Source organism: Noviherbaspirillum phoenicis (genome assembly GCF_047237965.1).
In the GTDB taxonomy this organism is placed as follows: domain Bacteria; phylum Pseudomonadota; class Gammaproteobacteria; order Burkholderiales; family Burkholderiaceae_D; genus Noviherbaspirillum_A.
This window is the reverse complement of the sequence record NZ_JBDFLX010000001.1, coordinates 533,022-557,324: the sequence shown is the minus strand read 5'-3', so window position 1 is coordinate 557,324 and position 24,303 is coordinate 533,022. Positions and strand designations below refer to the sequence as shown.

Annotated in this window: 26 protein-coding genes and 2 pseudogenes; 11 read left to right on the top strand and 17 right to left on the bottom strand. The window is 64.1% G+C overall.

Annotated elements, in window-relative coordinates:
- Positions 1–327, bottom strand: a complete 327-nt coding sequence (locus ABC383_RS02555; protein ID WP_413011690.1) for a hypothetical protein — start codon at positions 325–327, stop codon at positions 1–3.
- A gap of 109 nt (positions 328–436) precedes the next feature.
- The gene (locus ABC383_RS02550) at positions 437–661 is read right to left on the bottom strand and encodes a hypothetical protein (protein ID WP_413011688.1); all 225 of its coding nucleotides are present in this window, start codon (positions 659–661) and stop codon (positions 437–439) included.
- 472 nt (positions 662–1,133) lie between these two features.
- Here ABC383_RS02550 and infA point away from each other — a divergent pair, with 472 nt between their 5' ends.
- A complete protein-coding gene (gene infA / locus ABC383_RS02545) occupies positions 1,134–1,397 on the top strand; it encodes a translation initiation factor IF-1 (RefSeq protein ID WP_413011686.1) in 264 nt (87 codons plus the stop codon).
- A 346-nt stretch (positions 1,398–1,743) separates the two neighbouring features.
- Positions 1,744–1,953, top strand: coding sequence for a dodecin (locus ABC383_RS02540; RefSeq protein ID WP_194713198.1), 210 nt, complete (start codon positions 1,744–1,746; stop codon positions 1,951–1,953).
- Positions 1,954–2,082: 129 nt separating this feature from the next.
- Here ABC383_RS02540 and ABC383_RS02535 read toward each other — a convergent pair whose 3' ends face one another.
- The 5 genes from ABC383_RS02535 to fliE form a co-directional block, all read right to left on the bottom strand.
- Positions 2,083–2,469: a hypothetical protein gene (locus tag ABC383_RS02535; protein ID WP_413011684.1), complete on the bottom strand. Its 387-nt coding sequence runs from the start codon at positions 2,467–2,469 to the stop codon at positions 2,083–2,085.
- Between the two features lie 196 nt (positions 2,470–2,665).
- Positions 2,666–3,169, bottom strand: a complete 504-nt coding sequence (locus ABC383_RS02530) for a hypothetical protein (RefSeq protein WP_413011682.1) — start codon at positions 3,167–3,169, stop codon at positions 2,666–2,668.
- Positions 3,170–3,366: 197 nt separating this feature from the next.
- Positions 3,367–3,933: a hypothetical protein gene (locus ABC383_RS02525; protein ID WP_413011680.1), complete on the bottom strand. Its 567-nt coding sequence runs from the start codon at positions 3,931–3,933 to the stop codon at positions 3,367–3,369.
- A gap of 102 nt (positions 3,934–4,035) precedes the next feature.
- Positions 4,036–4,338: a DUF4148 domain-containing protein gene (locus tag ABC383_RS02520; RefSeq protein WP_413011678.1), complete on the bottom strand. Its 303-nt coding sequence runs from the start codon at positions 4,336–4,338 to the stop codon at positions 4,036–4,038.
- A 372-nt stretch (positions 4,339–4,710) separates the two neighbouring features.
- On the bottom strand, positions 4,711–5,070 hold the full coding sequence (fliE, locus tag ABC383_RS02515) for a flagellar hook-basal body complex protein FliE (RefSeq protein ID WP_413011676.1): 360 nt from the start codon (positions 5,068–5,070) through the stop codon (positions 4,711–4,713).
- Positions 5,071–5,270: 200 nt separating this feature from the next.
- Between fliE and fliF the strand changes: the two genes are divergently transcribed.
- The 7 genes from fliF (at position 5,271) to bla (ending at position 12,742) form a co-directional block, all read left to right on the top strand.
- The gene (gene fliF / locus ABC383_RS02510) at positions 5,271–6,959 is read left to right on the top strand and encodes a flagellar basal-body MS-ring/collar protein FliF (protein WP_413011674.1); all 1,689 of its coding nucleotides are present in this window, start codon (positions 5,271–5,273) and stop codon (positions 6,957–6,959) included.
- On the top strand, positions 6,952–7,947 hold the full coding sequence (gene fliG, locus ABC383_RS02505) for a flagellar motor switch protein FliG (protein WP_413011672.1): 996 nt from the start codon (positions 6,952–6,954) through the stop codon (positions 7,945–7,947). Before fliF ends, fliG begins: the two co-directional genes overlap by 8 nt.
- Complete coding sequence (locus tag ABC383_RS02500; protein WP_413011670.1) at positions 7,940–8,608, top strand: FliH/SctL family protein; 669 nt, start codon at positions 7,940–7,942, stop codon at positions 8,606–8,608. Before fliG ends, ABC383_RS02500 begins: the two co-directional genes overlap by 8 nt.
- Positions 8,596–10,011 carry a flagellar protein export ATPase FliI gene (gene fliI, locus ABC383_RS02495; protein ID WP_413011668.1) on the top strand — a complete coding sequence of 472 codons (1,416 nt, stop codon included), beginning with the start codon at positions 8,596–8,598 and terminating at the stop codon, positions 10,009–10,011. The genes ABC383_RS02500 and fliI overlap by 13 nt, the downstream gene beginning before the upstream one ends.
- Before the next feature lie 32 nt (positions 10,012–10,043).
- Positions 10,044–10,484, top strand: coding sequence for a flagellar export protein FliJ (gene fliJ, locus ABC383_RS02490; RefSeq protein WP_413011666.1), 441 nt, complete (start codon positions 10,044–10,046; stop codon positions 10,482–10,484).
- 17 nt (positions 10,485–10,501) lie between these two features.
- Positions 10,502–11,710, top strand: a complete 1,209-nt coding sequence (locus ABC383_RS02485) for a flagellar hook-length control protein FliK (protein WP_413011664.1) — start codon at positions 10,502–10,504, stop codon at positions 11,708–11,710.
- A 135-nt stretch (positions 11,711–11,845) separates the two neighbouring features.
- On the top strand, positions 11,846–12,742 hold the full coding sequence (bla, locus tag ABC383_RS02480; protein ID WP_413011662.1) for a class A beta-lactamase: 897 nt from the start codon (positions 11,846–11,848) through the stop codon (positions 12,740–12,742).
- Between the two features lie 43 nt (positions 12,743–12,785).
- Here bla and ABC383_RS02475 read toward each other — a convergent pair whose 3' ends face one another.
- Together ABC383_RS02475 and ABC383_RS02470 are read right to left on the bottom strand one after the other, a co-directional pair.
- The gene (locus tag ABC383_RS02475; RefSeq protein WP_413011660.1) at positions 12,786–13,871 is read right to left on the bottom strand and encodes an endonuclease/exonuclease/phosphatase family protein; all 1,086 of its coding nucleotides are present in this window, start codon (positions 13,869–13,871) and stop codon (positions 12,786–12,788) included.
- A 190-nt stretch (positions 13,872–14,061) separates the two neighbouring features.
- Entirely contained in the window at positions 14,062–14,379 is a 318-nt protein-coding gene (locus ABC383_RS02470; RefSeq protein ID WP_413011658.1) for a hypothetical protein, read from the bottom strand.
- Positions 14,380–14,582: 203 nt separating this feature from the next.
- Here ABC383_RS02470 and ABC383_RS02465 point away from each other — a divergent pair, with 203 nt between their 5' ends.
- Positions 14,583–14,783, top strand: a complete 201-nt coding sequence (locus ABC383_RS02465) for a hypothetical protein (protein WP_413011656.1) — start codon at positions 14,583–14,585, stop codon at positions 14,781–14,783.
- Between the two features lie 855 nt (positions 14,784–15,638).
- On the opposite strand, the gene ABC383_RS02460 is transcribed toward ABC383_RS02465, so the two are convergent.
- Positions 15,639–16,181, bottom strand: coding sequence for a hypothetical protein (locus ABC383_RS02460; RefSeq protein ID WP_413011654.1), 543 nt, complete (start codon positions 16,179–16,181; stop codon positions 15,639–15,641).
- A complete protein-coding gene (locus tag ABC383_RS02455) occupies positions 16,178–17,098 on the bottom strand; it encodes a hypothetical protein (RefSeq protein ID WP_413011652.1) in 921 nt (306 codons plus the stop codon). Before ABC383_RS02455 ends, ABC383_RS02460 begins: the two co-directional genes overlap by 4 nt.
- Positions 17,099–17,520: 422 nt before the next feature.
- Between ABC383_RS02455 and ABC383_RS02450 the strand changes: the two genes are divergently transcribed.
- Positions 17,521–17,667 (top strand): hypothetical protein, encoded by a 147-nt coding sequence (locus tag ABC383_RS02450; RefSeq protein ID WP_413011650.1) that lies wholly within the window; start codon positions 17,521–17,523, stop codon positions 17,665–17,667.
- Between the two features lie 298 nt (positions 17,668–17,965).
- On the opposite strand, the pseudogene ABC383_RS02445 reads toward ABC383_RS02450, so the two are convergent.
- From ABC383_RS02445 to ABC383_RS02420, 6 genes and pseudogenes are all read right to left on the bottom strand, one after another.
- Positions 17,966–18,627, bottom strand: a pseudogene (locus ABC383_RS02445) (IS5 family transposase); the annotation flags it as partial.
- A pseudogene (locus ABC383_RS02440) lies at positions 18,549–18,956 on the bottom strand (transposase); the annotation flags it as partial. The pseudogenes ABC383_RS02445 and ABC383_RS02440, both read right to left, overlap by 79 nt.
- A gap of 472 nt (positions 18,957–19,428) precedes the next feature.
- Positions 19,429–20,214, bottom strand: a complete 786-nt coding sequence (locus ABC383_RS02435; RefSeq protein WP_413011648.1) for an SDR family NAD(P)-dependent oxidoreductase — start codon at positions 20,212–20,214, stop codon at positions 19,429–19,431.
- 45 nt (positions 20,215–20,259) lie between these two features.
- Complete coding sequence (locus ABC383_RS02430; protein ID WP_413011647.1) at positions 20,260–21,933, bottom strand: long-chain fatty acid--CoA ligase; 1,674 nt, start codon at positions 21,931–21,933, stop codon at positions 20,260–20,262.
- A 30-nt stretch (positions 21,934–21,963) separates the two neighbouring features.
- Positions 21,964–23,187 (bottom strand): acyl-CoA dehydrogenase family protein, encoded by a 1,224-nt coding sequence (locus ABC383_RS02425; protein WP_413011645.1) that lies wholly within the window; start codon positions 23,185–23,187, stop codon positions 21,964–21,966.
- Between the two features lie 21 nt (positions 23,188–23,208).
- Positions 23,209–24,291 carry a phosphotransferase gene (locus ABC383_RS02420; protein WP_413011643.1) on the bottom strand — a complete coding sequence of 361 codons (1,083 nt, stop codon included), beginning with the start codon at positions 24,289–24,291 and terminating at the stop codon, positions 23,209–23,211.
- Between the last annotated feature and the right edge of the window lie 12 nt (positions 24,292–24,303).

Genomic DNA, 24,303 nt, shown 5'->3' with positions numbered 1-24,303 from the left:
CTAGCGCAGCAAGGCCCATACCGCCAGCAGCGCCGCAAGCACCGCGACGGCAAGGGCCGCCTGCGTCAGCCGCTTTTGCCCGGCCAGTTCCGCTTCCAGCGCGCGCATCGAGGCTTCGCTGCGCTCGGCAAGTTCGCGTATGGCCGTGGCCTGCAGCGTGGCGGCCTGCTGCAGCTCGCTGATCTGCCGCTGCTGCACATCGTCGACCTGTTCGGGCGGCGCTTCGGCCGCTTCGCGCTCGGGCGTGAAGAGCGGCAGCACGCCCTTGACCAGATCAACCAGATGAGGCGCCAGGGCGCGCACGGCGGCAGAGGAGAATATCGACATGGTGCTGGATTCCGCTGAAAAACACCCAGCATACGTGAAGCGCGCGCAGCCAGTGATGCGGCTGCGCATGGCCGGCTGGCGAAATCGCTGCCCCGCCATGCGGCCCGGTTCAATCCTGCTTGTCCGGCAGCGCGGACCACGCCTGCGACAGCGCGCCGGGCTGCGCCCGCGGCCCGCCGGCAGCCGCATGGAAAAAGCGCCTGACACCGTCGTCGGCCTGCGGCTGCGACAGCACCGGCGCGGCCTGGCTCGCCGGCGCGGAGGATGGCGGCTCGTCGCCAGCCGATGAAAGCGCGGCACGCGGGCTGGATGGGGCTTGGGGAACGGAATCCATGAATCTCCTTTTCGATGCGTTGACCATTGCCGTAGCGGCACCCGGCTTAGTCCGCCCGTTGCAACCGCCGTTCGGCCATGCCGATTGACACGGATCAGCCATCACGATGACGGCCGGCGCCAGGCCATGCCAGGCGCGAAGCGGGCGGATCGGGTATAATACTGACTTGTCGGTCAATAACCTGGCCGGAACGCAGCACCGCCTTCCATCCACATCGCCCAGTCGCAAGCAAACGCCTTTCCAGCCTGCTGACTGTTCAACGCAACAATCACCGCGCCGGCCATGCTGCCTGGCTGGCGCAAGCAAGTAACGACAGGCCTTGCCGCCAGGCGTCGCGCCGGCACCGGCAAGACAAGCTCACCGGCGGCCCACGCTCCAGGCTGCCATCAGAACAGACGCGCGCGCTGCCGCGCCACGCTTTGCCGTGCCCTCGCCTTTTGCGTGGGCGCCAACGATTACAAGGGAAAAGAACATGGCTAAAGAAGAACTGCTTGAAATGAATGGTCTGGTTGCCGAAGTCCTGCCCGACTCGCGTTTCCGGGTCGACCTGGATAACGGCCACCAGCTGATCGCCTATACCTCGGGCAAGATGCGCCAGCATCACATCCGCATTTTGGCCGGCGACAAGGTCACGCTGGAATTGTCGCCCTATGACCTGAGCAAGGGCCGCATCACCTTCCGTCACATCGAGAAACGCGGCCCGATGGGCGGCGGACAGCAGCGTCGCCGTCATTGATGACGGCATGAAGAATGCCGGGGCTGCGCCGGCAATATCGCGCACCCCGTCAAAGTCCTGCAGGCCGCCTTGCGCGGCCATGCATGGCATCGGTCCATATCCTCTCCACGGCCCTGCCCGGCCGCCATGCCTGCCACGGCATGCTCCCCGTTCTGTCGATACTCCCTCCCTCTCTTTTTGCCGCGTCACTCGCCGAGCCTGCCTGCCGACTTACTGTTGAGCACCCGCAATCTTTCCCGGGTCTGCCTGAACCAGTGACGGTCGCTCTGGTCTAGCCTGAGCACGCTGGCGCGCCGTCGGCGCCGGCTGGAATGCCCTCATACACGACGAAAAGAAAGGTGACGACATGTCCGAACATACTTACAAGATCATTGAACTGGTGGGCTCTTCCCCTGACGGCTCGGATGCCGCGATCCGCAATGCGATAGAACGCGCCTCGAAGACCGTGAAGAACCTGGACTGGTTCGAAGTGGTGGAAACCCGCGGCCACATCGTCAATGGCGCCATCGCCCATTTCCAGGTGACGCTGAAAGCCGGATTCCGGCTGGAGGAATAACCTGCCTTTCCGGCCCCGCCGCCCCGGCTTCTTTGCAGGAGAGCGGGGCTGGCAGGCGCGGGATCAGGTGGTGGACGCCGTGGCCAATGTGCAGTTGGCCAGCACGGCTGGCGAATGCGGCAACAAGGCCTACAGCAGATTGCAGGGCAGGCAGCCACAGCAGTTGGCGGCAGCCCGTTCATCCGTCACCATGAGCGCCGATGCTTGCGCGCTTGCAGCCGCGTCGATGTCGAGGCGCACGTCAGGCATGTTCAACACAGGCGCTGTGTACCGGGCCTGATGCGTGGGCAACTTCCTGATCGTGTCCCATTCCTCGCCAGACCGTTCCTGCGCAAGCAGATCCGATATGTTTCGCTGCACAACGCGCGGTTCGGTGCGCTCGTTCGTCAATAGCACATCGGGAATTCTGGACGAAACACTGTTCGTGCCGCGCAGCAGGGCTTCAGCATTGGCTGCCTGCTTGTTCCGAGGCGCCGATGTGCGGGAATCCGTTACGGCCGGGAATGTGGTTGCCATTGTTTTTCCTTGTCGAAAATTAAAGAAGGTTGCCTGCGAAGCGCTGCGTGCATTCCATGGCGCAGGTACCCGCAGACAGGCCGTGTGAGTGAGCGGGCTCGCCCTGACGTTCCATGCGATCGGGCAACCTGCTCGCTCGCGCCACCGGCATCCCGCGCAACGCACAAGCCGGGATGCCTGATATTTTCATTAAGAACTATCTGTTCAGACCTGCTTGCAGCATCCCTTGCCGGGAGCATTGCACAGGAAAGCCAGGCGCTGGCCCCTGGTGACAGACGCCCTGGCTAATGCCAGAGTCCAGCGCTTGCTGTCGGGCCGCAAGACCTACAGCAGATTGCAGGGCAGAATCGCTGGAAGCCTGCTCACTGGCGGAGGCTTCCTCCTTGGCCGCTGCCACCCCGGATACGAGTCTGGCTTTTAAGTCGGCTGAAAATGCGCCTGGTGCTTCGCCATCGTCCAGACCACCGGGCTCAAATGAGTACATCAGCAGTTGACTGTATTTCGGCTGTTTCAACGCGTTCTCCAGGTCTACCAGACTGTCCCTGGAAATCTCCAGCACAACGTGATCCCAACTCGTGTTCAAGGGAGTGCGCGCGGACATATGTGGCATCGGGCGATCTGTCGCCATGCCGGCGCCCATGCCTTGTAACCGTGCCATATTTGGCTTCATGTTCTCGTCTGCCATTTCCAGATTTGGCATCTCATCACGTGAATACGCCGTGCCTGACGCAGACGCTACCCGGGAATTCCTGTCGCCCATCATTTCTCCTGACCAAATTAAAGACTGCCTCCGCGACGCGTTGCGTTGTGCCCGCATCCGGAGGCAAGCCCAATAGGAGCCTGCGCACCCGATCGTTCCGTGCGATCAACGACTTACCTACCGACGCCGACGTCCTTCTACTTCACCGGAATCATCAGATGCTGGTACGGCGTGCCGGGCCACATCACGTAAGGCATCGCGGTGTCGGGGTCGGGGTTTTTCGGATACATGTCGTAGAACGCCTGCTCCGCGCCGACCACCATCACATGCGGGCCGGTCTTGACCCAGTGCTTGTCGGCGCCCGGGCTGGTGGCATACGGATCGGTGTTGCTGGCGTCGGTGCCGCCGGCCAGCATGTACATGAAGCCGACCTTGCCGGCCGCCGGCGGCTTGTGCGCCATCCATGCGCCGGCCCAGTCCAGGGCGGCGCGGTCCATGCACATCGGGTCGGGCCCCGGCGTGGCCGGGTTGTCCGGCATGCAGGTGTAGCCGTTGCTTCCTTCGCGCAGCGTGCGCATGCCGCCGTCCTTGTCGGCCGCGACGATGGTGGCGCCGGCCCCCACCTTGCGGGGCGCCGCCGACATCGCGCTCTTGATCAGCTGCTGGTCGGTCCGCGCCTTGCCGGCGGGCGCGTCGGCAGCGACCGCCGCCGTGCAGGCCAGCGCCGCTGCGGCCAGCGCTACGGTGTTCCTGAGGGTGTTCATGATTCGCCTCCTTTGCATGGGCGCCGGCGATGTGGCGGCCAACCTGTGGCAGGCCTTCGCGATGCCGGGAGGCAGGCCTGCCGCCAGCATCGCCGGACGGGATCAGTCGCCGAAGTAGATGCTGCGCGTGCCGTCGCGGCGATGCAGCCGTGCCGACTGGATGGCGTCGGCCCGCACATCGCGCCGTGCCTGGCTGCCAGCGGCGTAGTGCATGTCCTGGCCGTCATGCATCTTCTGCGGCGTCAGGCCGGCAACGAATGCGTCACGCTGGTCGGCGCGCACTTCCGCCCGCGTCAGCGAGGAATGGAAGCCGCTGTCCGGCGCGCGGAATTCGGCCTGCTGTGCCTGGATGCCTGCCGCTGCCGTCGCCAGTACGGCGAACAGGACGAGGTGTGTGGTATTCATGATGGTCTCCAAAGCAAGATGACTTTGGGCTTGGCGGGCGGGAGGAAGTCGGGTCCGTCAGGTCCTGACAGAGTGCGGGCTTGCAAGGCAAGCCTGCCTCATGCAACACAGTGTATGCCCGTCGCCGAGGAAGCGAAGCCCCTGCGGCATGGCGAGCGCCGCGCTTATGACGAATCGATATGCACTTTCCGGCGCAGGTTTAATCCGGCACAAGGCGTGTGGCGCAAGGCGGCCAGCAACCGGCTTCGCAGCGGCCGGAGACACTTATAGCGGGATTGGCAAGGCGGGGCATGCCGCCGGCCGTGCGGCATATTACGAATATGGCTATGGCCCGGACGCTGCGCGCGGGGCGGCAAAACGCGCCGTGCGCCGTCACACCTGCATGTTCATGATGTCGTGATAAGCCGACACCAGCTTGTTGCGCACCTGCACCGTGGCCTGGAAGCCGATGCTGGCCTTCTGGCTGGCGATCATCACGTCCGACAGGTTCACGCTGTCGTCGCCCAGCGCAAAGCGCTGCCCCAGGTCCTCGGCCTTGCGCTGGGCGCCATTGACCTGGTCGAGCGAGCTGCGCAGCGCCTCGCCGAAGTCGAGCCGTCTGGCCGCGCCGGCCTGCTCCGCCTCGCCTGCTTCCGAAGGCGCCGTCACCGGGCCGGCGGCGCGCGCGGCGGCGTTGCGCAGCCGCGCCACCATCGCCTCGATCCTGCTGCTGTCTATTCCGTTGATGCTCATGTCGCGCTCCATGCCGCTATTTCACGCCGCTACCTTAACAGCGCCGCCCCTGGCCAGCCCTTGGATCAGCGGCCGAAATCGGGCTCTTTTCCCCGGATTGATTCTGGCGCGCCGGACGACAATCACCCATGCGAAAAAAATTGATTCAGTGCAATATTCACTGATCAGCACAAGGCGGATAGATTCATGCGAAAGCACACATGGAAGCGATAGAAGCAAGCCCGGTCATCCTGCCCCAGCCAGCGGGCGTGATGGGCTTTGTCCAGAGCCCCACCGGCAAGAAGGTGCTGGCCGCCATCGGCGCGGCGGCGGTGCTGGCCGTCATGGCCGGCATCTGGATGTGGAGCCAGAAGACCGAATACAAGGTCCTGTTCTCCAACTTCACCGACAAGGACGGCGGCGCCATCGTCGCTTCGCTGCAGCAGTTGAACGTGCCCTACAAATATGCCGACGGCGGCGGCGCCATCCTGGTGCCGGCCGAGCAGGTGCATGACGTGCGCCTGAAGCTGGCGGCGCAGGGCCTGCCCAAGGGCGGCGGCGTTGGCTTCGAGCTGATGGAAAACCAGAAGCTGGGCGTGTCGCAGTTTCATGAGCAGGTCAATTTCCAGCGCGCGCTGGAAGGCGAGATGGCGCGCTCGATCCAGTCGATCGCCGCGGTGCAGGCTGCCCGCGTGCATCTGGCCATGCCCAAGAACACCGTGTTCGTGCGCGAGCAGCAGAAGCCCACCGCTTCCGTGCTGCTGAACCTGCACCCCGGCCGCACGCTGGACGCGCAGCAGGTCAGCGCCATCGTGCACCTGGTGGCGTCCAGCGTGCCCGACCTGCCGGCCAAGAACGTCACCGTGGTCGACCAGGACGGCAACCTGCTGTCCAACAACGACAAGCCGGCCAATGCCAACACGCTCGACGCCACCCAGCTGAAATACGTGCAGGAGCTGCAGCAGGGCATCGCGCGCCGCATCGAGTCCATCATCACGCCCATCGTCGGCGCCAACAACGTGCGGGCCGAGGCGACCGCCGACGTCGACTTCTCGCGCATCGAGCAGGCCGCCGAAACCTACAAGCCCAACGGCACGCCGGACAATGCATCGATCCGCAGCCAGCAGAGCAGCGAGGCCAGCGGCCCGGCCGGCGCTGGCGCGGGCGGCGTGCCGGGCGCGCTGTCGAACCAGCCGCAGGCCAACGCCACCGCGCCCATCAATGGCCAGCCGGCCGCGCCCGGCCAGCCAGGCGCGGCGCCGGCCCAGGCCGGCAATACCCGGCGCGACAGCACCATCAACTACGAGGTCGACAAGACCATCCGCTACACGCAGCAGCCCATGGGCGGACTGCGCCGGCTGTCGGTGGCGGTGGTGCTGAACTACCGCACCGAGATGGACAAGAGCGGCAAGCCTTCCACCCGCGCCCTGACCGATGCCGAGAAGGCCCAGATCACCGACCTGATCAAGGAAGCGATGGGCTTCAACAAGGAGCGTGGCGATTCGCTCAACGTGCTCAACAGCCCGTTCGTGACGCCAGAGAAGGAAGTGCAGGTCGAGCCGGTGTACTGGAAGAACCCGGAGTACATCGCCCTGGCCAAGGAAGGCGGACGCTACCTGCTGATCGGCCTGGCGCTGCTGTTCCTGTACTTCAGGATGCTGCGGCCGCTGCTGCGCACCGTGTCGCCGCCACCGCCGCCGCCGGCCCTGCCGGACAACAGCGGCGATACGGCCGCGCTGGAAAACGACATGGAAGAGGATGGCGCCGTGGTCGAGCTGAGCAGCGATGCACTGCCGGCGCCCAAGCAGCGCAGCTACCAGGAAAATCTGGAAGCGGCCAAGGCGCTGGCGCGGCAGGACCCGCGCATGGTGGCCAATATCGTCAAGAACTGGGTGGATGGCAATGAGTGATGCAGGCGTACAGAAAGGCGCGATTCTGATGCTCGCGCTGGGCGAGGATGAAGCCGCCGAAGTGATGAAATACCTGGGTCCGCGCGAGGTGCAGAAGCTGGGCGCGGCGATGTCGTCGATGAAGGCGGTGCAGAACGACGAGTTGGAAAAGGTGCTGTCGACATTCATCGAGAAGACCGAGGAGAACACCTCCATCGGCCTGGACTCGGACGAATACATCCGCACCGTGCTGACCAAGGCGCTGGGCGACGACAAGGCTTCGTCGCTGCTCAACCGCATCCTCGGGCAGCGCGACGCCAGCGGCATCGAAAGCCTGAAATGGATGGACTCGGAATCGGTGGCGGACCTGATCCGTTTCGAGCATCCGCAGATCATCGCCACCATCCTGGTCCACCTGGAGCGCTACCACGCCTGCGAGGTGCTGGACCGCTTCACCGAGCGGCTGCGCAACGACGTGGTGCTGCGCATCGCCACGCTGGACGGCGTGCAGCCGGCCGCGCTGCGCGAGTTGAATGAAGTGCTGACCAAGCTGTTGTCGGGCAACGAGAGCGTGAAGAAGAAGCCCATGGGCGGCATACGCACCGCGGCCGAGATCCTGAACTTCATGTCGGGCGAAGGCGAGACGTCGGTGATGGCCAACCTGCGCACCTATGACGAGACCATGGCGCAAAAGATCATGGACGAGATGTTCGTCTTCGACAACATCATGGAGATCGACGACCGCGGCATCCAGGTGATCCTGCGCGAGGTGCAGTCCGAGTCGCTGATCATTGCGCTCAAGGGCACGTCGGACGAGATGCGGGAAAAGATCTTCAAGAACATGTCGCAGCGCGCCGCCGAGATGATGCGCGAGGACCTGGAATCGAAGGGACCGGTGCGGCTGTCGGAGGTCGAGGCGCAGCAGAAGGAAATCCTGCAGGTGGTGCGCCGCCTGGCCGACGAGGGCCAGATCCAGCTGGGCGCGAAGGGCGAGGACGCCTATGTCTGACGCCTTGCCGAAAGAGCGGCAGACCGCTTACCAGCGCTGGGAGATGGCTTCCTTCGGCGAGCCCGAGGCGCCGCCGCCGCCGGCCGAGCCGGAGCAGCCGCAGATCGATACCGAAGCCCTGCTGGCCGAGGCGCGCGAGCAGATCGCCGCGGCGCGCGAGCAGGCCCGGCGCGAAGGCCTGGCCGAGGGATTGGCGCAGGGTTACCAGACCGGCATGGAACAGGGCCGCGCCCAGGCCCTGGAAGAAAACACCCTGCTGCAGCAACTGAGCCAGGCCTTCGGCGCCGAGATCGCGCATGCCAAGGAACTGGTGGCGCAGGACCTGCTGGACCTGGCGCTGGACCTGGCCAAGGCCATGCTGAAGACCACGCTGGCCATCCAGCCGGAACGGGTGCTGCCCATCGTCAACGATGCAATCGGCTACCTGCCCACGCTGCAGCAGCCGGCGCTGCTGTTCCTGCATCCGGACGATGCGCTGCTGGTGCGCGAGCGCATGGGCGCCGAGCTGGCCAGCGCCGGCTGGCGGGTGCTGGATGAAGCCACGATGGAACGCGGCGGCTGCCGCATCGAGACCGCCAGCAACCAGATCGATGCAGCCACCTCCAGCCGCTGGCAGCGCATCGCCGCCTCGCTGGGCAAGGACGGGCAATGGCTGGCATGAACCACGAACTCGGCCCGGCCGGCGAGCGCTGGCGCGCCTATCTGCGCGACTGCCGCGAACTGCTGACCATCGCCGAGCCGCTGCAGGTGTCGGGCCGGGTCACGCGGGTGGCCGGCCTGGTGATGGAAGCGGTGGGCCTGAAGCTGGCCGTGGGCAGCGCCTGCACGATACCGCTGCCCAACGGCACCCGCATCGAAGCCGAGGTGGTGGGCTTCGACAATGACCGCCTGTTCCTGATGCCGCAGAGCGACGTGGACGGCGTGGTGCCGGGCAGCCGGGTGTTCCCGGTGGAAGTGGTGCAGTCCCTGCCCCGCCCCGGCGCGGTCAATCATCCGCGCCGTCGGCCGAGCGACCGTACCCGCCACCTGCCGGTTGGCATCGAACTGCTGGGCCGGGTGGTCGACGGCGCCGGCCGGCCGCTCGACAACCTCGGCCCGCTCAATGCCAGCCACGCCGCGCCGCTGTCGGTGCGCGCCGCCAACCCGCTGGGCCGGGCCCCGATCTCCGAAGTGCTCGACACGGGCGTACGCGCCATCAACAGCCTGCTGACCGTCGGACGCGGCCAGCGCATGGGTTTGTTCGCCGGCTCCGGCGTGGGCAAGAGCATGTTGCTGGGCATGATGGCGCGCTATACCAGCGCCGACGTGATCGTGGTCGGCCTGATCGGCGAACGCGGCCGCGAGGTCAAGGAATTCATCGAACAGATTTTGGGCGACGAAGGCCTGAAGCGCTCGGTGGTGGTGGCCGCGCCGGCAGACAATCCGCCGCTGATGCGGCTGCAGGCGGCCGCCTACACCACCGCGATCGCAGAGCATTTCCGCGACCAGAACCAGAACGTGCTCTTGATTATGGACTCGCTGACCCGCTACGCGATGGCGCAGCGCGAGATTGCGCTGGCCATCGGCGAGCCGCCCGCAACCAAGGGTTATCCGCCCTCGGTGTTCGCCAAGCTGCCGGCGCTGGTCGAGCGCACCGGCAACGGCCGCGAAGGCGGCGGCTCCATCACCGCCTTCTACACCGTGCTGACCGAAGGCGACGACCAGCAGGACCCGATCGCCGACTCGGCGCGTGCGATTCTCGACGGCCACATCGTGCTCAATCGCACGCTGGCCGAGGCCGGCCACTATCCCGCCATCGACATCGAGCAGTCGATCTCGCGCGTGATGCACAGCATCACCACGCCCGAGCAGCAGGCCCTGGCGCGGCGCCTGAAGCAGCTGACCTCGCGCTACCAGCGCAGCCGCGACCTGATCGCGGTCGGCGCCTACAGCGCCGGCAGCGACGCCATGCTGGATGAAGCCATCGCGCTGCAGCCGCGCATTTCCAGCTTCCTGCAGCAGGGCATCCATGAACAGTCGACCATGCCCGAGAGTTGCGGCCAACTTTCCGCTTTGTTCGGCTGATGGGCGCAGGTTTGCCGCATCGATAATGGCGCATGGCTGATATTTCCGCACTGACCACACTGATCGAACTGGCAACCAAGGATGTCGACGAGGCTGCCAAGCGGCTGGGCCGCGCGGTGCGCGCGGTGGAGGATGCGCAGCAGAAGCTGGCGCTGCTCTCCGGCTACCGCGACGACTATGCCAGCCGCTTCCAGGTCACGATGACCACCGGCTTCACGCCCATGGCCTATCGCAATTTCCAGGGATTCATGGACAAGCTGGACCAGGCCATCACCGGCCAGCAGCAGGTGGTGCGCGATGCCGAATGGCGGGTGGAGCAGGAACGCAACGGCTGGCGCGAATCGGAGCGCAAGCGCATATCCTACGACGCGCTGTGCAGCCGCGCCCAGAAGGCCGAAAACCTGAAGGTCGCCAAGCGGGAACAGAAAGAAACCGATGAACAGGCAGCCCGCAAGCTGCTCTACAAACGCTAACCACGGATGGGCCGCACATGAATCTTCCCTCGATCGTCAATACCCTGGCTGGCCTGGGCAGCGGCAACGCGGCCGCTCCCAAGGCTGGCCAGCAGCAGCCGTCCACGCCGTTCAACCAGCTGCTCTCGCGCGAGGTGGCGCAGCGGCCGCCGTCGCAAGCGAACGCCGCGCCGCCGCCCTCGCCCCGCCCGCCGCAGCAGCAGGCGCGCGCGCCGGAAGCGGCGCGGCAGCAGGCGGGCAAGGCCGAGCCTGCCCCGCAGAGCGGCCGCGCCGAAGCCGCCGAGCAGGCGCCGGCGCAGCCGGCTGCCGCTGCACCGGCGGCTGCGCAAGCCAGTGAAGGCGCGCAGGCCGAGCAGCCGGCCGCCGAGGACAGCGCAGCCAGCCTGGCCGACATTCCCGGCGCGCCGCAGGCGGCGCTGATGATGCAGCTCATGGCCAGCGCCACCGCGGCCGCCAGCACCACGCCGGCGCAGGAGGCTGGCACCGCGGCGGAACCCGCGGCAGGCGTTGCCGTTGGCCGGGGCGGCAAGGATGCCGGGCCACAGGGTCCGCTGGAGCTGCGCGCGCAGGCAGGCGCAGTGCAGGAAGGCGACACCGCGCTGGCCGGCAAGGGCGAAGGCCAGGCCGCGCCCGACCTGCATGCCGCCTTCGGCAAGGCGATGGCCGCGGCCGATGCCGGCAGCCAGCGCCCGCTGCCCATCCAGGCCGCCACGCAGGCCGATGCCGCCGCCCCGGCGACCGCGCTGGCCACGCTGCAGGCCGCCAGCCAGGCCGTGCATGCGCCGACGACGCATGTCGACAAGCTCACCCCGGCAGTCGGCACGCCGGCCTGGGACCAGGCCCTGGGCCAGAAGATCGTCTGGATGGCGCAGGGCGGCGAGCAAAGCGCCTCGCTGACGATGAATCCGCCCGACCTCGGACCGATGCAGGTGGTGCTCAGCGTCAGCAACAACCAGGCGACGGTGGACTTCATGGCGGCGCAGCCCGAGGTAAGGCAGGCGCTGGAAGCCGCGCTGCCGCGGCTGCGCGACATGATGGGCGAATCCGGCATCCAGCTCGGCCAGGCCAATGTCAGCGCCGGCGGCCAGCAGCAGTTTGCCGGCTTCGAAGGCGGCAACCGATCCGGTGGCCGCGACGCCGCCGACCATGCCGGCGCGGAAGCGCCGCAGCTGCGCCAGGGCGTGGTGAGAATTGCCCGCGACGGCGCGGTCGACACTTTCGCCTGACGGCATCGGTTAAAGCGCAGGCTGGCCACGCCAGCCTGCGGCAGTGCTTCCGGCCCGGCTGGCCGGTCTCGACAAGCCGGCTACGCTGCAACTGCTCTAGAATGCCGCCTCCTCCACTTCCCTGCCACGCCGCCCATGCCTGATACCCATTCCCCTGCGCTTCCCCGCCGCCGCCTGCTGCTGCGGGCCGCCGCCCTGCCCCTTCTCGCCGGTTGCCAGGGCATTGCGCCGACGCCGCGCGACACGGCGGCACTGGCGCGGCTGCAGGCACTAGAACACAGTTTTGAAGGCCGGCTCGGCCTGTGCGCCATCGATACCGGCAGCGGCAGGACGCTTGCCTGGCGCGCCGCGGAACGCTTCCCCCTGTGCAGCACGTTCAAGGCGGTGCTCGCCGCTGCCGTGCTGGCGGAGAGCAGCCGCCGCCCGGGCTTGCTGCAGCAGCGCATCCGCTATACCCGGCAGGACCTGGTCACCTACTCTCCCGTGACCCAGGCCCACGTCGGCGACGGCATGACGGTGGAGGCACTGTGCGCGGCCGCCGTCCAGCATAGCGACAACACCGCCGGCAACCTGCTGCTGCAGCTGGTCGGCGGCCCTGCCGGGCTGACCGCCTATGCCCGTTCCGTAGGCGACACGGCGTTTCGCCTGGACCGCTGGGAAACCGCGCTGAACTCGGCGCTGCCGGGCGACGAGCGCGACACCACAACCCCGGCGGCGATGAGCGCCACGCTGAAGCGGCTGGTGCTCGATGACGCACTGGCCGCGCCGCAGCGCGCGCAGCTACAGGACTGGCTGGTGGGAAACACTACCGGCGACGCCCGCATCCGGGCCGGCGTGCCAGCCGGCTGGCGGGTCGGCGACAAGACCGGCACCGGCGACTACGGCAGCACCAACGACGTGGCCGTGCTGTGGCCGTCGCAACGCGCACCGGTCACGCTGGCAATCTACCTGACCGGCACGGCGCCCGACGCCAAGCCGCGCAACGAGATCGTGGCGCAGGCGGCGCGGGTGGCAGCAGACTGGCTCGCCTGATCAGCGTGGATGGAAATGAACGCGAGCCTTGCCGCGCAGGCTCCTAGACTTCCGGCTCATGCACATCGGAAGGACGCACCGGTTCCTTCGCGATCTTTTCATCGGCAATCTGTTTGTCGTCGGCGTCGGCGGTTAGGCCGTGCTGCCGGGCGCCGGCGGCGGCATCATGCACCAGTTCCACCAGCACAGGAAAATGATCGGAGCCGACACTCGGCAGCCGCTGCATGAACGACAGCGTGAAATGACGGCTGTGAAACAGATGGTCCAGCGGCCAGCGGATGAACCAGTGTCCGGCATGAAAAGTATTGAACATGCCGCGCCCGACGCGCGGATCGAGCAGGCCGCTGATCTTGCGGAACAGCCGGGTGGTGGCAGACCAGCCGACATCGTTCAGGTCGCCGGCGACGACCAGCGGGCCGGGCACCGTCACCACGCTCTTTGCCACCACCAGCAGCTCGGCGTCGCGCTCGGTCGATTCGTCGTTCTCGGTAGGGCTCGGCGGGGCCGGATGCAGGAAGTGCATGCGCACCGGCTGGCCGGAACGCAGGATCGCCATCGCGTGCATCGATGGCACGTCCGGCTGCACCAGGAACTGGGTCTCGGCATCCTCCAGCGGCAGTTTCGAATAGACATGCATGCCGTAGGTATTTTCCAGCGGACATTTGATGGTATGCGGATAGTCGCTTTCCAGCACGTCGAGCCGGCTCTGCCACCAGGCATCGGTTTCCAGCGTGACCAGGATGTCGGGCTGATGCTGCCGCACCAGCGCGATCAGTGCGTCGGCATTGCGGTTGGTCATCAGCACGTTGGACGACAGGATGCGCACCCGGTCGCTGTCGGCAGGCGCCGGCGTCATCCTGACTTCGTTGGGATAGGGTCGCAGGTAAGGCAGGATCCACCACGCCTGGTAGATCAGGCAGGCAACTGTTGCCACCGGCATTAGCTGTTCGGGAAATTCGCTCAGGTCGAGCAGGCTCAGTTGCACGACGAGCAACAGGAGACCGGCTGCGCAGATCTGCAGGCGGGGAAAGTCGAGGCCGCGTATCCACCAGCGCGAGGAACGCGACAGTGGCGCCACGGTCATTAGGACGATGATGGCGGTGAAACCGGCAATGACGAGTTCGGACATGCGTCATTGTAGAAAAAACTGTCAGAGCGACAATGACGACAGACAAGAACAATGGCAAAGCATGGCTGGAATGACGATCCGGGTTACGGCCCCCCGGGGATGCTGGCACACGCCCGGCAGGGTTTGCTCCTGGTCACACCAACAAGGCTTTCAGGCAGCGCAGAGGCTGGCTACCTGACGCAAAGACTCGTCAGGCTGCCAGCCTTTGCGGTGCGTATTGCATCGCGATACGCGTGATGGCTTGCTGGGCCAGTTCGATTTTTTGCACTGCGGCATCGCACAGGCGCTGGAACTCGCCCTTGGTCACGGTGCGGCTGCGCAGCGCGGTTTCGACCTTCTCAACCATGTCGCGGCGCATCAGGCGCAGGGCGCTGCGATGTTTTTCCGCTTCCGCCAGGATCTGCTCATACAGCGCCGAAGGGGCTGCTGCGCCCTGGGCGAGCTGTTTTGCCACGTAGGCAAAAGAGCGGACGGTCAGATCGGCGTCGAATCGGTTTTGGGTCGTCATGAAGAAAATCTCCGTACGGATTGTTGATTTAGGACACATAACGGCCGACCCCCGCTTTTGGAAGACAAGATAACAATTATTTACATTTGTATTTTTCTCCGAAACATTTACCCGCTGTTTTACCCTGACGCGCCACCCGTTTCCCATCGGGAAAAACGGCCGCCTTCTCTATAATCGGGCTTCCCAATCGAAAAGGAATTGTCATGGCAGGCCGAAGACTGCGGGTAGGACAAGCGATCACGCCGGAGGAATTCGAGGAACTGAGCGAGGAAGAACTGGCGCGGCTGGTGCCGCGGCAGTACCGGGATTATTTCCCGGGCAAGGACGCCTGCGGCGACGGCTTCTTCTATTTGCACGATGGCACGGCGTGGAGTTTTTACAAAGGGGGGTTTCTGGACGATTAGGTGGTTGGCGAGTTCAAGCCGAACTGCCGCGCAGAAGAGGAAAACGGCAGGCCTGAAGCCCTGCTGTGCCTGCGGGCCAGATACATTGCAAGTGGTTCAAGTAATTGCACCGAGCATTAGCTGCACCGTCTCCCGCGAGGCATGCTATTCGAAAGGCATTGCATTATGCGTTGCCGCCTGGACCGCAAATGCTGCTCTTCCTGAGCGACGATTGGTGCATTGTTCCTTCGAGGTATTGCACCCGACGGTACTGGGTGGTGGACGATGCAGACTCGTCGTCGACTACCCCTACACCTTTATCTCCGGAATATAAACGCTACTATTTGAACCTTGAGTGAAAAGACGTCGCGGAATTTGGTCTTGCAAATGGCTCTATTCACAATGGCTATGCATCTGGGCGTGGGTACGACAGATGTTCGTGCCGCAACGGCCGCTTGGTGATATCGTCGTGCTGGACAATCTTGGCTCACATAAGGTGGCTGGCGTTGCTGAAGTGCGATCCAGGCCGCAAGAGCCCAATTGCGTGACCTGCCACCTTACAGCCCTGGCTTTATACCCAACAAAGCAGGTCTTTGCCAAGCTGAGAACGCTGCCCAGAAAAGCGGCTAAGCGGACTGTCGACACACCATTGGCTGCTATCGGCGAGTTGCTCGACCAGTTTCCCGCTACGAATGCGAGCACTACATCCGCCATGCCGGCTATGGCAAGTAAGCGTTGAAAACGCTCTAGTGGCTATGGCGGCAGGCGACGCTGGCTGGCGGCGATGCGGCCTTGCGCCGCCCAGTACTGGTCGGATGAAACCGACCGCTGCCCGCTCATATGCCCCCCGTCGCGTCAGTTCAGTCGGAATCCGCTCTAGCGAAGGGAGAATGAGTCAAGGGCAATTCCTCTCTTGCGCCGGTCCGTTTCGGTGCCGTGCGCATTGGGGCAATCTATCCGAATCACATTTTCCCCTTCTAGGAGAAGGGATGCCGGGAACACGATATTGACCTGGCTGCTCGTGGAAACCACGCCGGAATGAACCAGCTTGCCATTGATGAAAACGTCGGTCTGCTGCCTGTCCAAGGGCGTTATCTTCAGCGACAGAGTGCGCATGCCCTGTCTGTCCAACCCGGGATGTAGCAGGAACACGATTTTGGAGGACCGGCCCGCACTCCAGCGGTATCCGCCTTCCGCGGCATGCCAGCCGTCGTATCCGACCCGCTGGTCCACATAGGAAATTTCCATGTTCGCGTGGATAGGTTGCAGCGCCTTTCTTTCCCTTATGGTCAGGTCGGAATCGCGCGTGATGTAATAGGATTTGTAGGCCGTGCTGACGTTCGGATGCACGATGAGATAGGCGATGCTGATATAGAACACCACAAGGAGAAGAATCAGGGAAGTGTGCACCTTCCTCATATCACGAACCCCTTTCCCGAGAACCAGGAGAAATACATGAACCATAGCCCCGCAAGTGCCGCGGGAATGGCCAGGAAGGCGCTGCGGGATCTGTGCAGGAGTTCGGCGACCAGCAGCAGCAGCGGCGCCTGCCACCAGATATAGCGCGGCAGGCTCCATAAGCCGGTCATCAGGGGAACGACGGAGCAGATCAGCGAAAACACCATGAGCGCATGGCGGCGCTGCAGCAACAGCGCCAGCAATGCTAATAGTGCGGCCAGTGCAGTCACAGTTGAATAAACGTCGAATGCCGATCCGCGCAATCCCTTGTCGATAATCCATAAAGGGTTTTGCGGGGCTCTTCCCCATGCTCGCTGCACGTTGGAGAAGGCTAGGCTATCTCCCACCACCAGGTAGAGCATCAGCATGAAAATAGCCAACCCCAGCGGAATGAGCAGCAAACCGAGCAGGATAGCCGAACGGGAATCGGCCTTGGAATGGAATTGCTTGATCGCGCCGATGGCATAGGAAAAGATCGCGGCCAGCCCGACGAATCTTGTCGAGGTGAGAAAGGCGCCGCATAGGCCGCTTGCGACATACTCTTTCCTTTTCAAGAAGCAAAAAAAGCTGCATGTGGAAAGAAGGAAAAGCGGCTCTGTATAGCCGACGTTGCCATAGATGGCGTATGGGCTGAAGGCGACGGTCACGCCTGCCAGCCAAGCAGGAACGTCCGGGCTGTAAAGCCTCACGAGTTTCATGAACCAGTAGATGGACAAGAAGAAGAATACTTTTCCTGTGATGATCAGCGCGCCTGCGGCAGAAAAGCCAAACAGGTGGAACAAGGCTTTTGCAATCAGTGGCAGAGCGGGAAAAAATGCCCAGTTCGCCGCGTCCCCCTTGCTATGGCCGTGCGGCTCGATATCGTAGCCGTGCTCCACGATCGTCGTATACCAGCCGCAGTCCCATTTGCACAAGCTCAGGTAATTCTTGTCATAACTGAGAGAAGCAAGAATTCGATTGCCTGTCCTGCGGCAAAGATCAATGCCGCTATAAGAAGCATAGTCCAGTCTGCCTTGGCGTCAACCTGCAATGCCACGACGCGCCCATTGATCCTCTCCAGATGGCTACTCATGGATTTGTCTGTGCGTCCTTCGATTAATATTTCTGTTCGGCTAAGCTATTTATTTAATGCCGAACCCATACTTAACATTTTGATACGGGGTAAATAAAGGACTGTTTTGATGAAGCTTCTTGCGGCAGCACCGCGGCGCTGCGCGCCCGTGATGAGCTATGCGTGATGCAGCCGACACGACTGACAAGGGCATGATGGACTTCAAACGACGTGCCGGGAAAGCGGGGCATGACAACTCTTTTCGTGCAGATTGCGATCGCATGGCACACGCTCACTGGGGAAGCGGATATAACTGACTGCAACTTGGGCGCCCTGGACCCGAAGGCCATGTCGGATCCCAAGGACCTGTCCAGGCAGAACGGCGACCAGCCCTAACAGCGCGATACAGGCGACAGCGCGCCACCCCGCGTCAGCACCGCGCTTTCATCCGGCAAGCCGCTCGACGAGGTAGGCGGCGCCAGCCTCGGCCACCGCCCGGTGGCGGCGACCATAGCGACGCCAGCGCCCCGTAAAGCCAGGAAAAGACCGCTGCGGGGCCCATAGTATCGGCGCAACAGGTCCTGAGCTGGCCGGCGCAAGCGGCGCCGCCGCGGAGCCGTCGCTTGCCTCCCCCCTTTACTACACGTATCACAATCCGCGCTTGTCGACGGCAGCGGCGCTTTGCTTATTTGCGGGACGCCACACTAGTTGCTTGATTGTCGCTTGAGGTATGTCCCATGAATCGCAGTTCGCTGGCGGTCTTGCCCTTACGATACAGCCGCGCATCCGTATCGGTCTTCGATGCATGGATCTCGTTGCTGCGGGGCTGTCCCTTGAAGTCGCCATCGTCGTCGCGCTGTCGTCGTGGTCGTCCTCCGCCTTGCGCACGAAGCTCTTGTGGCCGGCCCAGGCTCCAATGAGCGTGCCGTCCACGCTGAAGTGTTCGCCCGATAACCAGCCTTTCTCGTCGGCCATGGTCACCACTTCGTTGAAGAACGCGATGATGGCATCGTGCTCGGCCAAGCGTTCACGATTCTTCGTGAGCACAGTTGGCACCCACACCGTATCGTCCATGGACAAGCCAACGAATCAGCGAAACAGCATGTTGTACTGCACCTGCTCCATCAGCTGCCGCTCCGAGCGCACACTGTAGAGCACCTGCAGCAGCATCGCGCGCAGTAGCTTCTCGCATGCGATGCCGGGTCGTCCACGCTTGATATCGGCGTCGTACATGCGAGTGCGCAAGCCCTCCATCTTCGCCAGTGCCGCGTTGGCCATCCGGCAGCCTGCAGTACACGGCCCACTTCTGCAAACAAACGCTCGGCCGGCTTGTGCTGTTCCAGCAGGCGGCGGAATTTGAGCAGTGTGGTCGCATCCGGCACCGGCTCGCTGCCCAGGTCGATGCCGGCAAAGCGTCGCAGGCTGGCACTGTCGTAGAGCGCTTCCTCGTACGCCAGATCCGCCAGGTTGAACCAGTACTGCAGGAAATGAATGCACAGCATTCGCTCCAGCCCAATAGGCGGCAGCCCATTTCCTTTCTTTGGATAATGCGGCTAGACGACCGCGCACAGTGCATACCAGGGAATGATCCGGTTCATCCTCTCCAGAAACACATTGCACCTGGTCGGCTTGCGATGCTGTTCAATACCGTGGTCTGCTGCCATCGCTAGAGTCTGCTGTTTCATCGGCCGTTGCCGCGATCTTTGTTATTGCCCTCTATAACGCTCTTCTTTTGTGATCCGCTTACTTCTTCAGCGCAGCCTTAAGTGTCAAAGCCCGGGCAGCCTCTGCCCGCTTTTGGTGCTTGCTCTCCTGCTTTGACTTTGCCGGGCTGATGCCTGCAGCCAGCAATGACCCAGCTTCGTCTCGCCGCTTCCTGGCATCAGCCAGAAGGCAGTACCTCCACATACAAGCCATCTTTATCAGACTTCTTGAAAGGTTTGGTTCTCGGTTTGAGTGCCTGCAGTTGTGTATAGGTCAACGCCATAGACGGCCTTACAGAGCCATGACTTGCCTAGCAAAGTCAGTATGGCTCTAATTATGGCTGCGTTTTGAGTTGACGCGAAAGAACTTCTCAGTACAACTACGTTGCATAAGGCATTGATACTGAACAGGATTCGCCGAGCAAATGAACGTCAAAGACCACCTTAGTCATTCCTAAACCTTCATCCCCGGCAGATTCAGCGACGCCGTATTCCCGCCATCCACCGGCAACGCCTGGCCCGTCACATAACTTGCATCGTCGCTGGCCAAAAAGGCAATCACCGCGGCCACTTCCTGCGGACGGCCGTAGCGCCGCAGTTCGCAGCGGGAGCCCAGCCTGTCTTCCTTGTCGGCGGCGCGGGCGCGCTCGAAGACCGGGGCGGTCATGCCGGTTTCGATCAGGCCGGGACAGACCGCATTGACCCGCACCGCATACTGGCCGAGGTCGCAGGCCGACGTCATCGTCAGGTTGATCACGGCTGCCTTGGAGGCGCTGTAGGCATTGCCGCCGGCGCCCGAGCGCACGCCCGCCACCGAGGCGGTGTTGACGATGGCGCCGCCCTTCTGGTCGCGCATGATGCGCGACGCATACTTGGTGAAGTTGACCGCGCCCATCACATTGACCTGCAGGATGCGCTGCCAGACTTCGGTGTCGGTCTCGCTGATGGGCGAGTAGTCGCCGCCGGCGATGCCGGCGTTGTTGCACAGCACGTCGACATGGCCATAACGGGCGTGCACGTCGGCGACGAAGCGTTCCACCTCGGCCTCGCTGCCGATGTCGAAGGCGCGCAACAGCACCCGCTGCGGGTCCGGCATCGTCGCCGCCAGCGTGGCCAGCGCCTCCTCGTTGCGGTCCACCAGCGCCAGCGCGGCGCCCTCCTCGTACAACCGCTGCGCGGTGGCGCGGCCGATGCCGCTGGCCGCGCCGGTGACGATGGCTACCTTGTCCTTGAATCGCATGCCTGTCTCCTCCTTGTTTGCATTGTGTGCATGGTCTGCAACGTGCTAGCCGGCGGCCTTGGCGGCCGCCGTGGCCTGTTCCTGCATCTCGCGCCACATCACCTTGCCCGAGCCAGACTTGGGCAAGGCGTCGCGGAACTCGACGATGCGCGGGCTCTTGTAGGCCGCCATGTTCTCATGCGCCCAGTCGATGATGTCCTGCTCGCTGACCTTGCCACGGTAGGCTTCCTTCAACACCACCACCGCCTTGACGGTCTCGCCGCGCTTGGCGTCGGGCGCGGCGATGATGCAGGCTTCCTGGATGGCCGGATGGTGGTACATCAGCGCCTCCACCTCGGCTGGCCAGACCTTGAAGCCGGATGCGTTGATCATGCGTTTCAGGCGGTCGACCATGAAGAAGTAGCCGTCCTCGTCGATCATGCCAATGTCGCCGGTGCGCAGGAAACGCTTGCCGTCGCGTTCGATGAAGGCGTCCTGGGTCGCGCCCGGATTGTTCCAGTAGCCCTGCATTACCTGCGGCCCGCTGACGATGATCTCGCCCGACTCGCCCTGCGCCACTTCGAGCAGCGTGTGGGCGTCGATCACCCGCGAGTCAACGTCGTACAGCGGCATGCCCAGGCATTGCTTCTTGGGCCGCTGCATCGGGTTCAGGTGGGTGGCGGCCATGGTCTCGGACATGCCGTAGCCTTCCACATACGGGATGCCCAGCATGTCGTTGAGCTTCTGGGCTATTGCTTCCGGCATCGCCGCGCCGCCGCCGCTGATGCGGTTGATCGACGACAGGTCGTACTCGCCGATGCCGGGATGCGACAGCAGGTCCACCACCATCGCCGAGATCAGCTGCACGCCGTTGATGCGGTAGCGCTGTATCAGGCGCGCCGCCACGTCGCGGTCCCAGCGCGGCAGCATCACCAGCGTGGCGCCGGCATACAGCGGCGTGTTCATGCTGCCCTGCATGCCGGTCACATGGAAGAACGGCAGCACCGACAGCAGCACCGAGTCGGGCAAGGTGCCGACCCAGGTCATGCCGGCCACCGCGTTGTACATCACGCTGCGATGGGTATGCATGCAGCCCTTGGGATGGCCGGTGGTGCCCGAGGTATACGGCATCACCGCCAGGTCGTCCGGGCCGGCCGTCATCGGGCCTGGCTGCAGGCCGTGCGCCAGCATGTCGGTCCAGGCGGTCAGGCCGGTGCCCGCCACCGGCTCGCGCGGCGCGGTGATGTATGCCGGCGCCGGATAGTCATGCCCGGTGCGGATGTAATCCGAATAGGCCGCCACCACGATGTGCTTCAGACCCTCGCCCAGCAGCGGCGCGATGTTGGACAGCAGGTCCTGCGGCGCGAAGGCCACCGTGGCGCCGGTATCGCTGACGTAATGACGCAGTTCCTCGGTCATGTTCATCGGGTTGACCGGCACCACCACCGCATCGGCGCGCAGGATGCCGTAATAGGCCAGCACGAACTGCGGGCTGTTCTGCATGTACAGCAGCACCCTGTCCCCCTTCTTCACGCCGCATTCCTGCTGCAGGAAGCCGGCGATGCGCTCGGCCTCCTCCTTGAACTGCAGGAAGGTCACAGGCGTGTCGTAGTACACCAGATAAGGCTTGTCCGGGTAACGCGCCGCCGACACTTCGGCGTTGAAGAACAGATTGGTCCGCGGCAGCGTCAGGTGCCGCGGCTGATTCTTGGGCCAGAAGGCCAGGTGACGGTCCGACATGGATACGGCTTCCTTTAACACTTTCTTCGATCAGCGCTCTTTATAGCGCGCCAGTTCCAGCTTGGCGATGGCGTTGCGGTGCACTTCGTCCGGGCCGTCGGCCAGGCGCAGGGTGCGCGAGCTGGCATAGGCGCGCGCCAGGCCGAAGTCCTCGCTGACGCCGCCGCCGCCATGGGCCTGGATGGCCCAGTCGATCACCTGGCAGGCCATGTTGGGCGCTGCCACCTTGATCATCGCGATTTCCTTGGCGGCTGCCTTGTTGCCCACGGTGTCCATCATGTAGGCGGCGTTCAACACCAGGAAACGGGCCTGGTCTATCAGGATGCGCGAGTTGGCGATGCGCTCGCGGGTCACGCCCTGGTCGGCCACCGGGCGGCCGAAGGCGACGCGCTTGAGCGAACGGCGGCACATCTTCTCCAGCGCGCGCTCGGCACGGCCAATCAGGCGCATGCAGTGGTGGATGCGGCCCGGTCCCAGGCGGCCCTGGGCAATTTCAAAGCCGCGGCCCTCGCCCAGCAGGATGTTGGAAGCAGGCACCCGCACATTCTCGAAGCGCACCTCGGCATGGCCGTGCGGCGCATCGTCGTAGCCAAACACCGGCAGGTGGCGCAGCACGGTCACGCCCGGCGCATCCATCGGCACCAGGATCATCGACTGCTGCTTGTGCCGGTTCGGATTGTCGGGGTCGGTCTTGCCCATGAAGATCAGGATCTTGCAGCGCGGATCGTTGGCGCCGGAGGTCCACCATTTCTGGCCGTTGATCACGTATTCGTCGCCATCGCGCTCGATGCGCGCCTCGATGTTGGTCGCGTCGGACGATGCCACGTCGGGCTCGGTCATCGCGAAGGCGGAGCGGATCTCGCCGGCCAGAAGCGGCTTCATCCACTGCTCCTGCTGCTCCTTCGTGCCATAACGCGCCAGGGTCTCCATGTTGCCGGTGTCGGGCGCGGAGCAGTTGAAGGCTTCCGGCCCGATATGGGAGCGGCCCATGATCTCGCACAGCGGCGCATATTCCAGGTTGGTCAGGCCAGCGCCCATGTCGGACTCGGGCAGGAACAGGTTCCACAGGCCGGCGGCGCGCGCCTTTTCCTTCAGCGCTTCCACGGTCTTGGTCGGCACCCAGGGATTGCCGTTCTTGCGGGCGGCATCCATCTCGGCTTCGAAGGCTTCCTCGGCCGGGTACACATGCTCGTCCATGAATGCGGTGACCCGCTTCTGCAGGTCGATGACCTTGTCGGAATAGCTGAATTGCATCGTTGTCTCCTGTTGTCTCGATTAACTTGCGCGTTGCTGATTGCGTTCCACCAGTTGCCAGGCCAGCTCGGCCAGCGGACGGGCGCGCTTGCCGGCCACCATCGCCTCGGCGCTGGACGCATTGCCCTGCAGCGCCCGCGCCATGATGCCCTGCAGGATGCCGGTCAGGCGGAACATGTTGAACACCATGTAGTACTCCCAGTCGCTCCTGGAAATGTCGGCGCGGCCTGTGCGGCGGCAGTAGGCTTCCAGGTACTGCTCCTCGGTCGGGATGCCCAGCGCCGGCAGGTCCAGCCCGGCCATGCCGCGCGATGGCCCGGGCGGCATGCGCCAGGTCATGCAGTGGTAGGCGAAGTCGGCCAGCGGATGGCCCAGCGTCGACAGCTCCCAGTCCAGCACCGCCAGGATCTTCGGCTCGGTCGGATGGAAGATCACATTGTCGATGCGGTAGTCGCCGTGCACGATGCGGGTCTCGTCGCCGGCCGGGATGTTGGCCGGCAGCCAGGCGATCAGGTTTTCCACCGCCTCGATCTTTTCGGTCTCGGAAGCGCGGTATTGCTTGGTCCAGCGCGCCACCTGGCGTTCCAGGTAGTTGCCCGGCTTGCCATAGCCTTCCAGGCCAACGGCCTGGTAGTCCACGCTGTGCAGCGCGGCGATCACGCGGTTCATCTCGTCGAACAGCGCGGCCCGCTCGGCCGGCGCATGGTCGGGCAGCGCCGAATTCCACAGGATGCGGCCCTGCACGTAATCCATGATGTAGAAAGCGGTGCCGATGACGCTTTCGTCCTCGCACAGCGCATAGGCCCTGGCGACCGGCACGTCGGTATCGGCCAGCGCGCTGATGACGCGGTATTCGCGATCCACCGCATGGGCCGAGGGCAGCAGCGTGCCGGGCGGCTTGCGCCGCAATACATATTTCTTGCCGCCGGCAGACAGCAGGAAGGTCGGGTTGGACTGGCCACCCTTGAACTGCTCCACCTGCAGCTCACCGCTGTAGCCCTCGACGTGGTCGCGCATGAAGGCGGCCAGTTTCGCGGTGTCGAAGGCATGCTGCGGCGCCACCGGCCGGGTGCCTGTAAAACGGTCTTGCGGATCTGAACTCATGGAATGCAACGA

Coding starts and splice junctions, on each gene's coding strand:
- ABC383_RS02555 (WP_413011690.1), bottom strand. CDS start 327: ATGTCGATATTCTCCTCTGCCGCCGTGCGCGCCCTGGCGCCTCATCTG.
- ABC383_RS02550 (WP_413011688.1), bottom strand. CDS start 661: ATGGATTCCGTTCCCCAAGCCCCATCCAGCCCGCGTGCCGCGCTTTCA.
- infA (WP_413011686.1), top strand. CDS start 1,134: ATGGCTAAAGAAGAACTGCTTGAAATGAATGGTCTGGTTGCCGAAGTC.
- ABC383_RS02540 (WP_194713198.1), top strand. CDS start 1,744: ATGTCCGAACATACTTACAAGATCATTGAACTGGTGGGCTCTTCCCCT.
- ABC383_RS02535 (WP_413011684.1), bottom strand. CDS start 2,469: ATGGCAACCACATTCCCGGCCGTAACGGATTCCCGCACATCGGCGCCT.
- ABC383_RS02530 (WP_413011682.1), bottom strand. CDS start 3,169: ATGCCAAATCTGGAAATGGCAGACGAGAACATGAAGCCAAATATGGCA.
- ABC383_RS02525 (WP_413011680.1), bottom strand. CDS start 3,933: ATGAACACCCTCAGGAACACCGTAGCGCTGGCCGCAGCGGCGCTGGCC.
- ABC383_RS02520 (WP_413011678.1), bottom strand. CDS start 4,338: ATGAATACCACACACCTCGTCCTGTTCGCCGTACTGGCGACGGCAGCG.
- fliE (WP_413011676.1), bottom strand. CDS start 5,070: ATGAGCATCAACGGAATAGACAGCAGCAGGATCGAGGCGATGGTGGCG.
- fliF (WP_413011674.1), top strand. CDS start 5,271: ATGGAAGCGATAGAAGCAAGCCCGGTCATCCTGCCCCAGCCAGCGGGC.
- fliG (WP_413011672.1), top strand. CDS start 6,952: ATGAGTGATGCAGGCGTACAGAAAGGCGCGATTCTGATGCTCGCGCTG.
- ABC383_RS02500 (WP_413011670.1), top strand. CDS start 7,940: ATGTCTGACGCCTTGCCGAAAGAGCGGCAGACCGCTTACCAGCGCTGG.
- fliI (WP_413011668.1), top strand. CDS start 8,596: ATGGCTGGCATGAACCACGAACTCGGCCCGGCCGGCGAGCGCTGGCGC.
- fliJ (WP_413011666.1), top strand. CDS start 10,044: ATGGCTGATATTTCCGCACTGACCACACTGATCGAACTGGCAACCAAG.
- ABC383_RS02485 (WP_413011664.1), top strand. CDS start 10,502: ATGAATCTTCCCTCGATCGTCAATACCCTGGCTGGCCTGGGCAGCGGC.
- bla (WP_413011662.1), top strand. CDS start 11,846: ATGCCTGATACCCATTCCCCTGCGCTTCCCCGCCGCCGCCTGCTGCTG.
- ABC383_RS02475 (WP_413011660.1), bottom strand. CDS start 13,871: ATGTCCGAACTCGTCATTGCCGGTTTCACCGCCATCATCGTCCTAATG.
- ABC383_RS02470 (WP_413011658.1), bottom strand. CDS start 14,379: ATGACGACCCAAAACCGATTCGACGCCGATCTGACCGTCCGCTCTTTT.
- ABC383_RS02465 (WP_413011656.1), top strand. CDS start 14,583: ATGGCAGGCCGAAGACTGCGGGTAGGACAAGCGATCACGCCGGAGGAA.
- ABC383_RS02460 (WP_413011654.1), bottom strand. CDS start 16,181: ATGAGGAAGGTGCACACTTCCCTGATTCTTCTCCTTGTGGTGTTCTAT.
- ABC383_RS02450 (WP_413011650.1), top strand. CDS start 17,521: ATGACAACTCTTTTCGTGCAGATTGCGATCGCATGGCACACGCTCACT.
- ABC383_RS02435 (WP_413011648.1), bottom strand. CDS start 20,214: ATGCGATTCAAGGACAAGGTAGCCATCGTCACCGGCGCGGCCAGCGGC.
- ABC383_RS02430 (WP_413011647.1), bottom strand. CDS start 21,933: ATGTCGGACCGTCACCTGGCCTTCTGGCCCAAGAATCAGCCGCGGCAC.
- ABC383_RS02425 (WP_413011645.1), bottom strand. CDS start 23,187: ATGCAATTCAGCTATTCCGACAAGGTCATCGACCTGCAGAAGCGGGTC.
- ABC383_RS02420 (WP_413011643.1), bottom strand. CDS start 24,291: ATGAGTTCAGATCCGCAAGACCGTTTTACAGGCACCCGGCCGGTGGCG.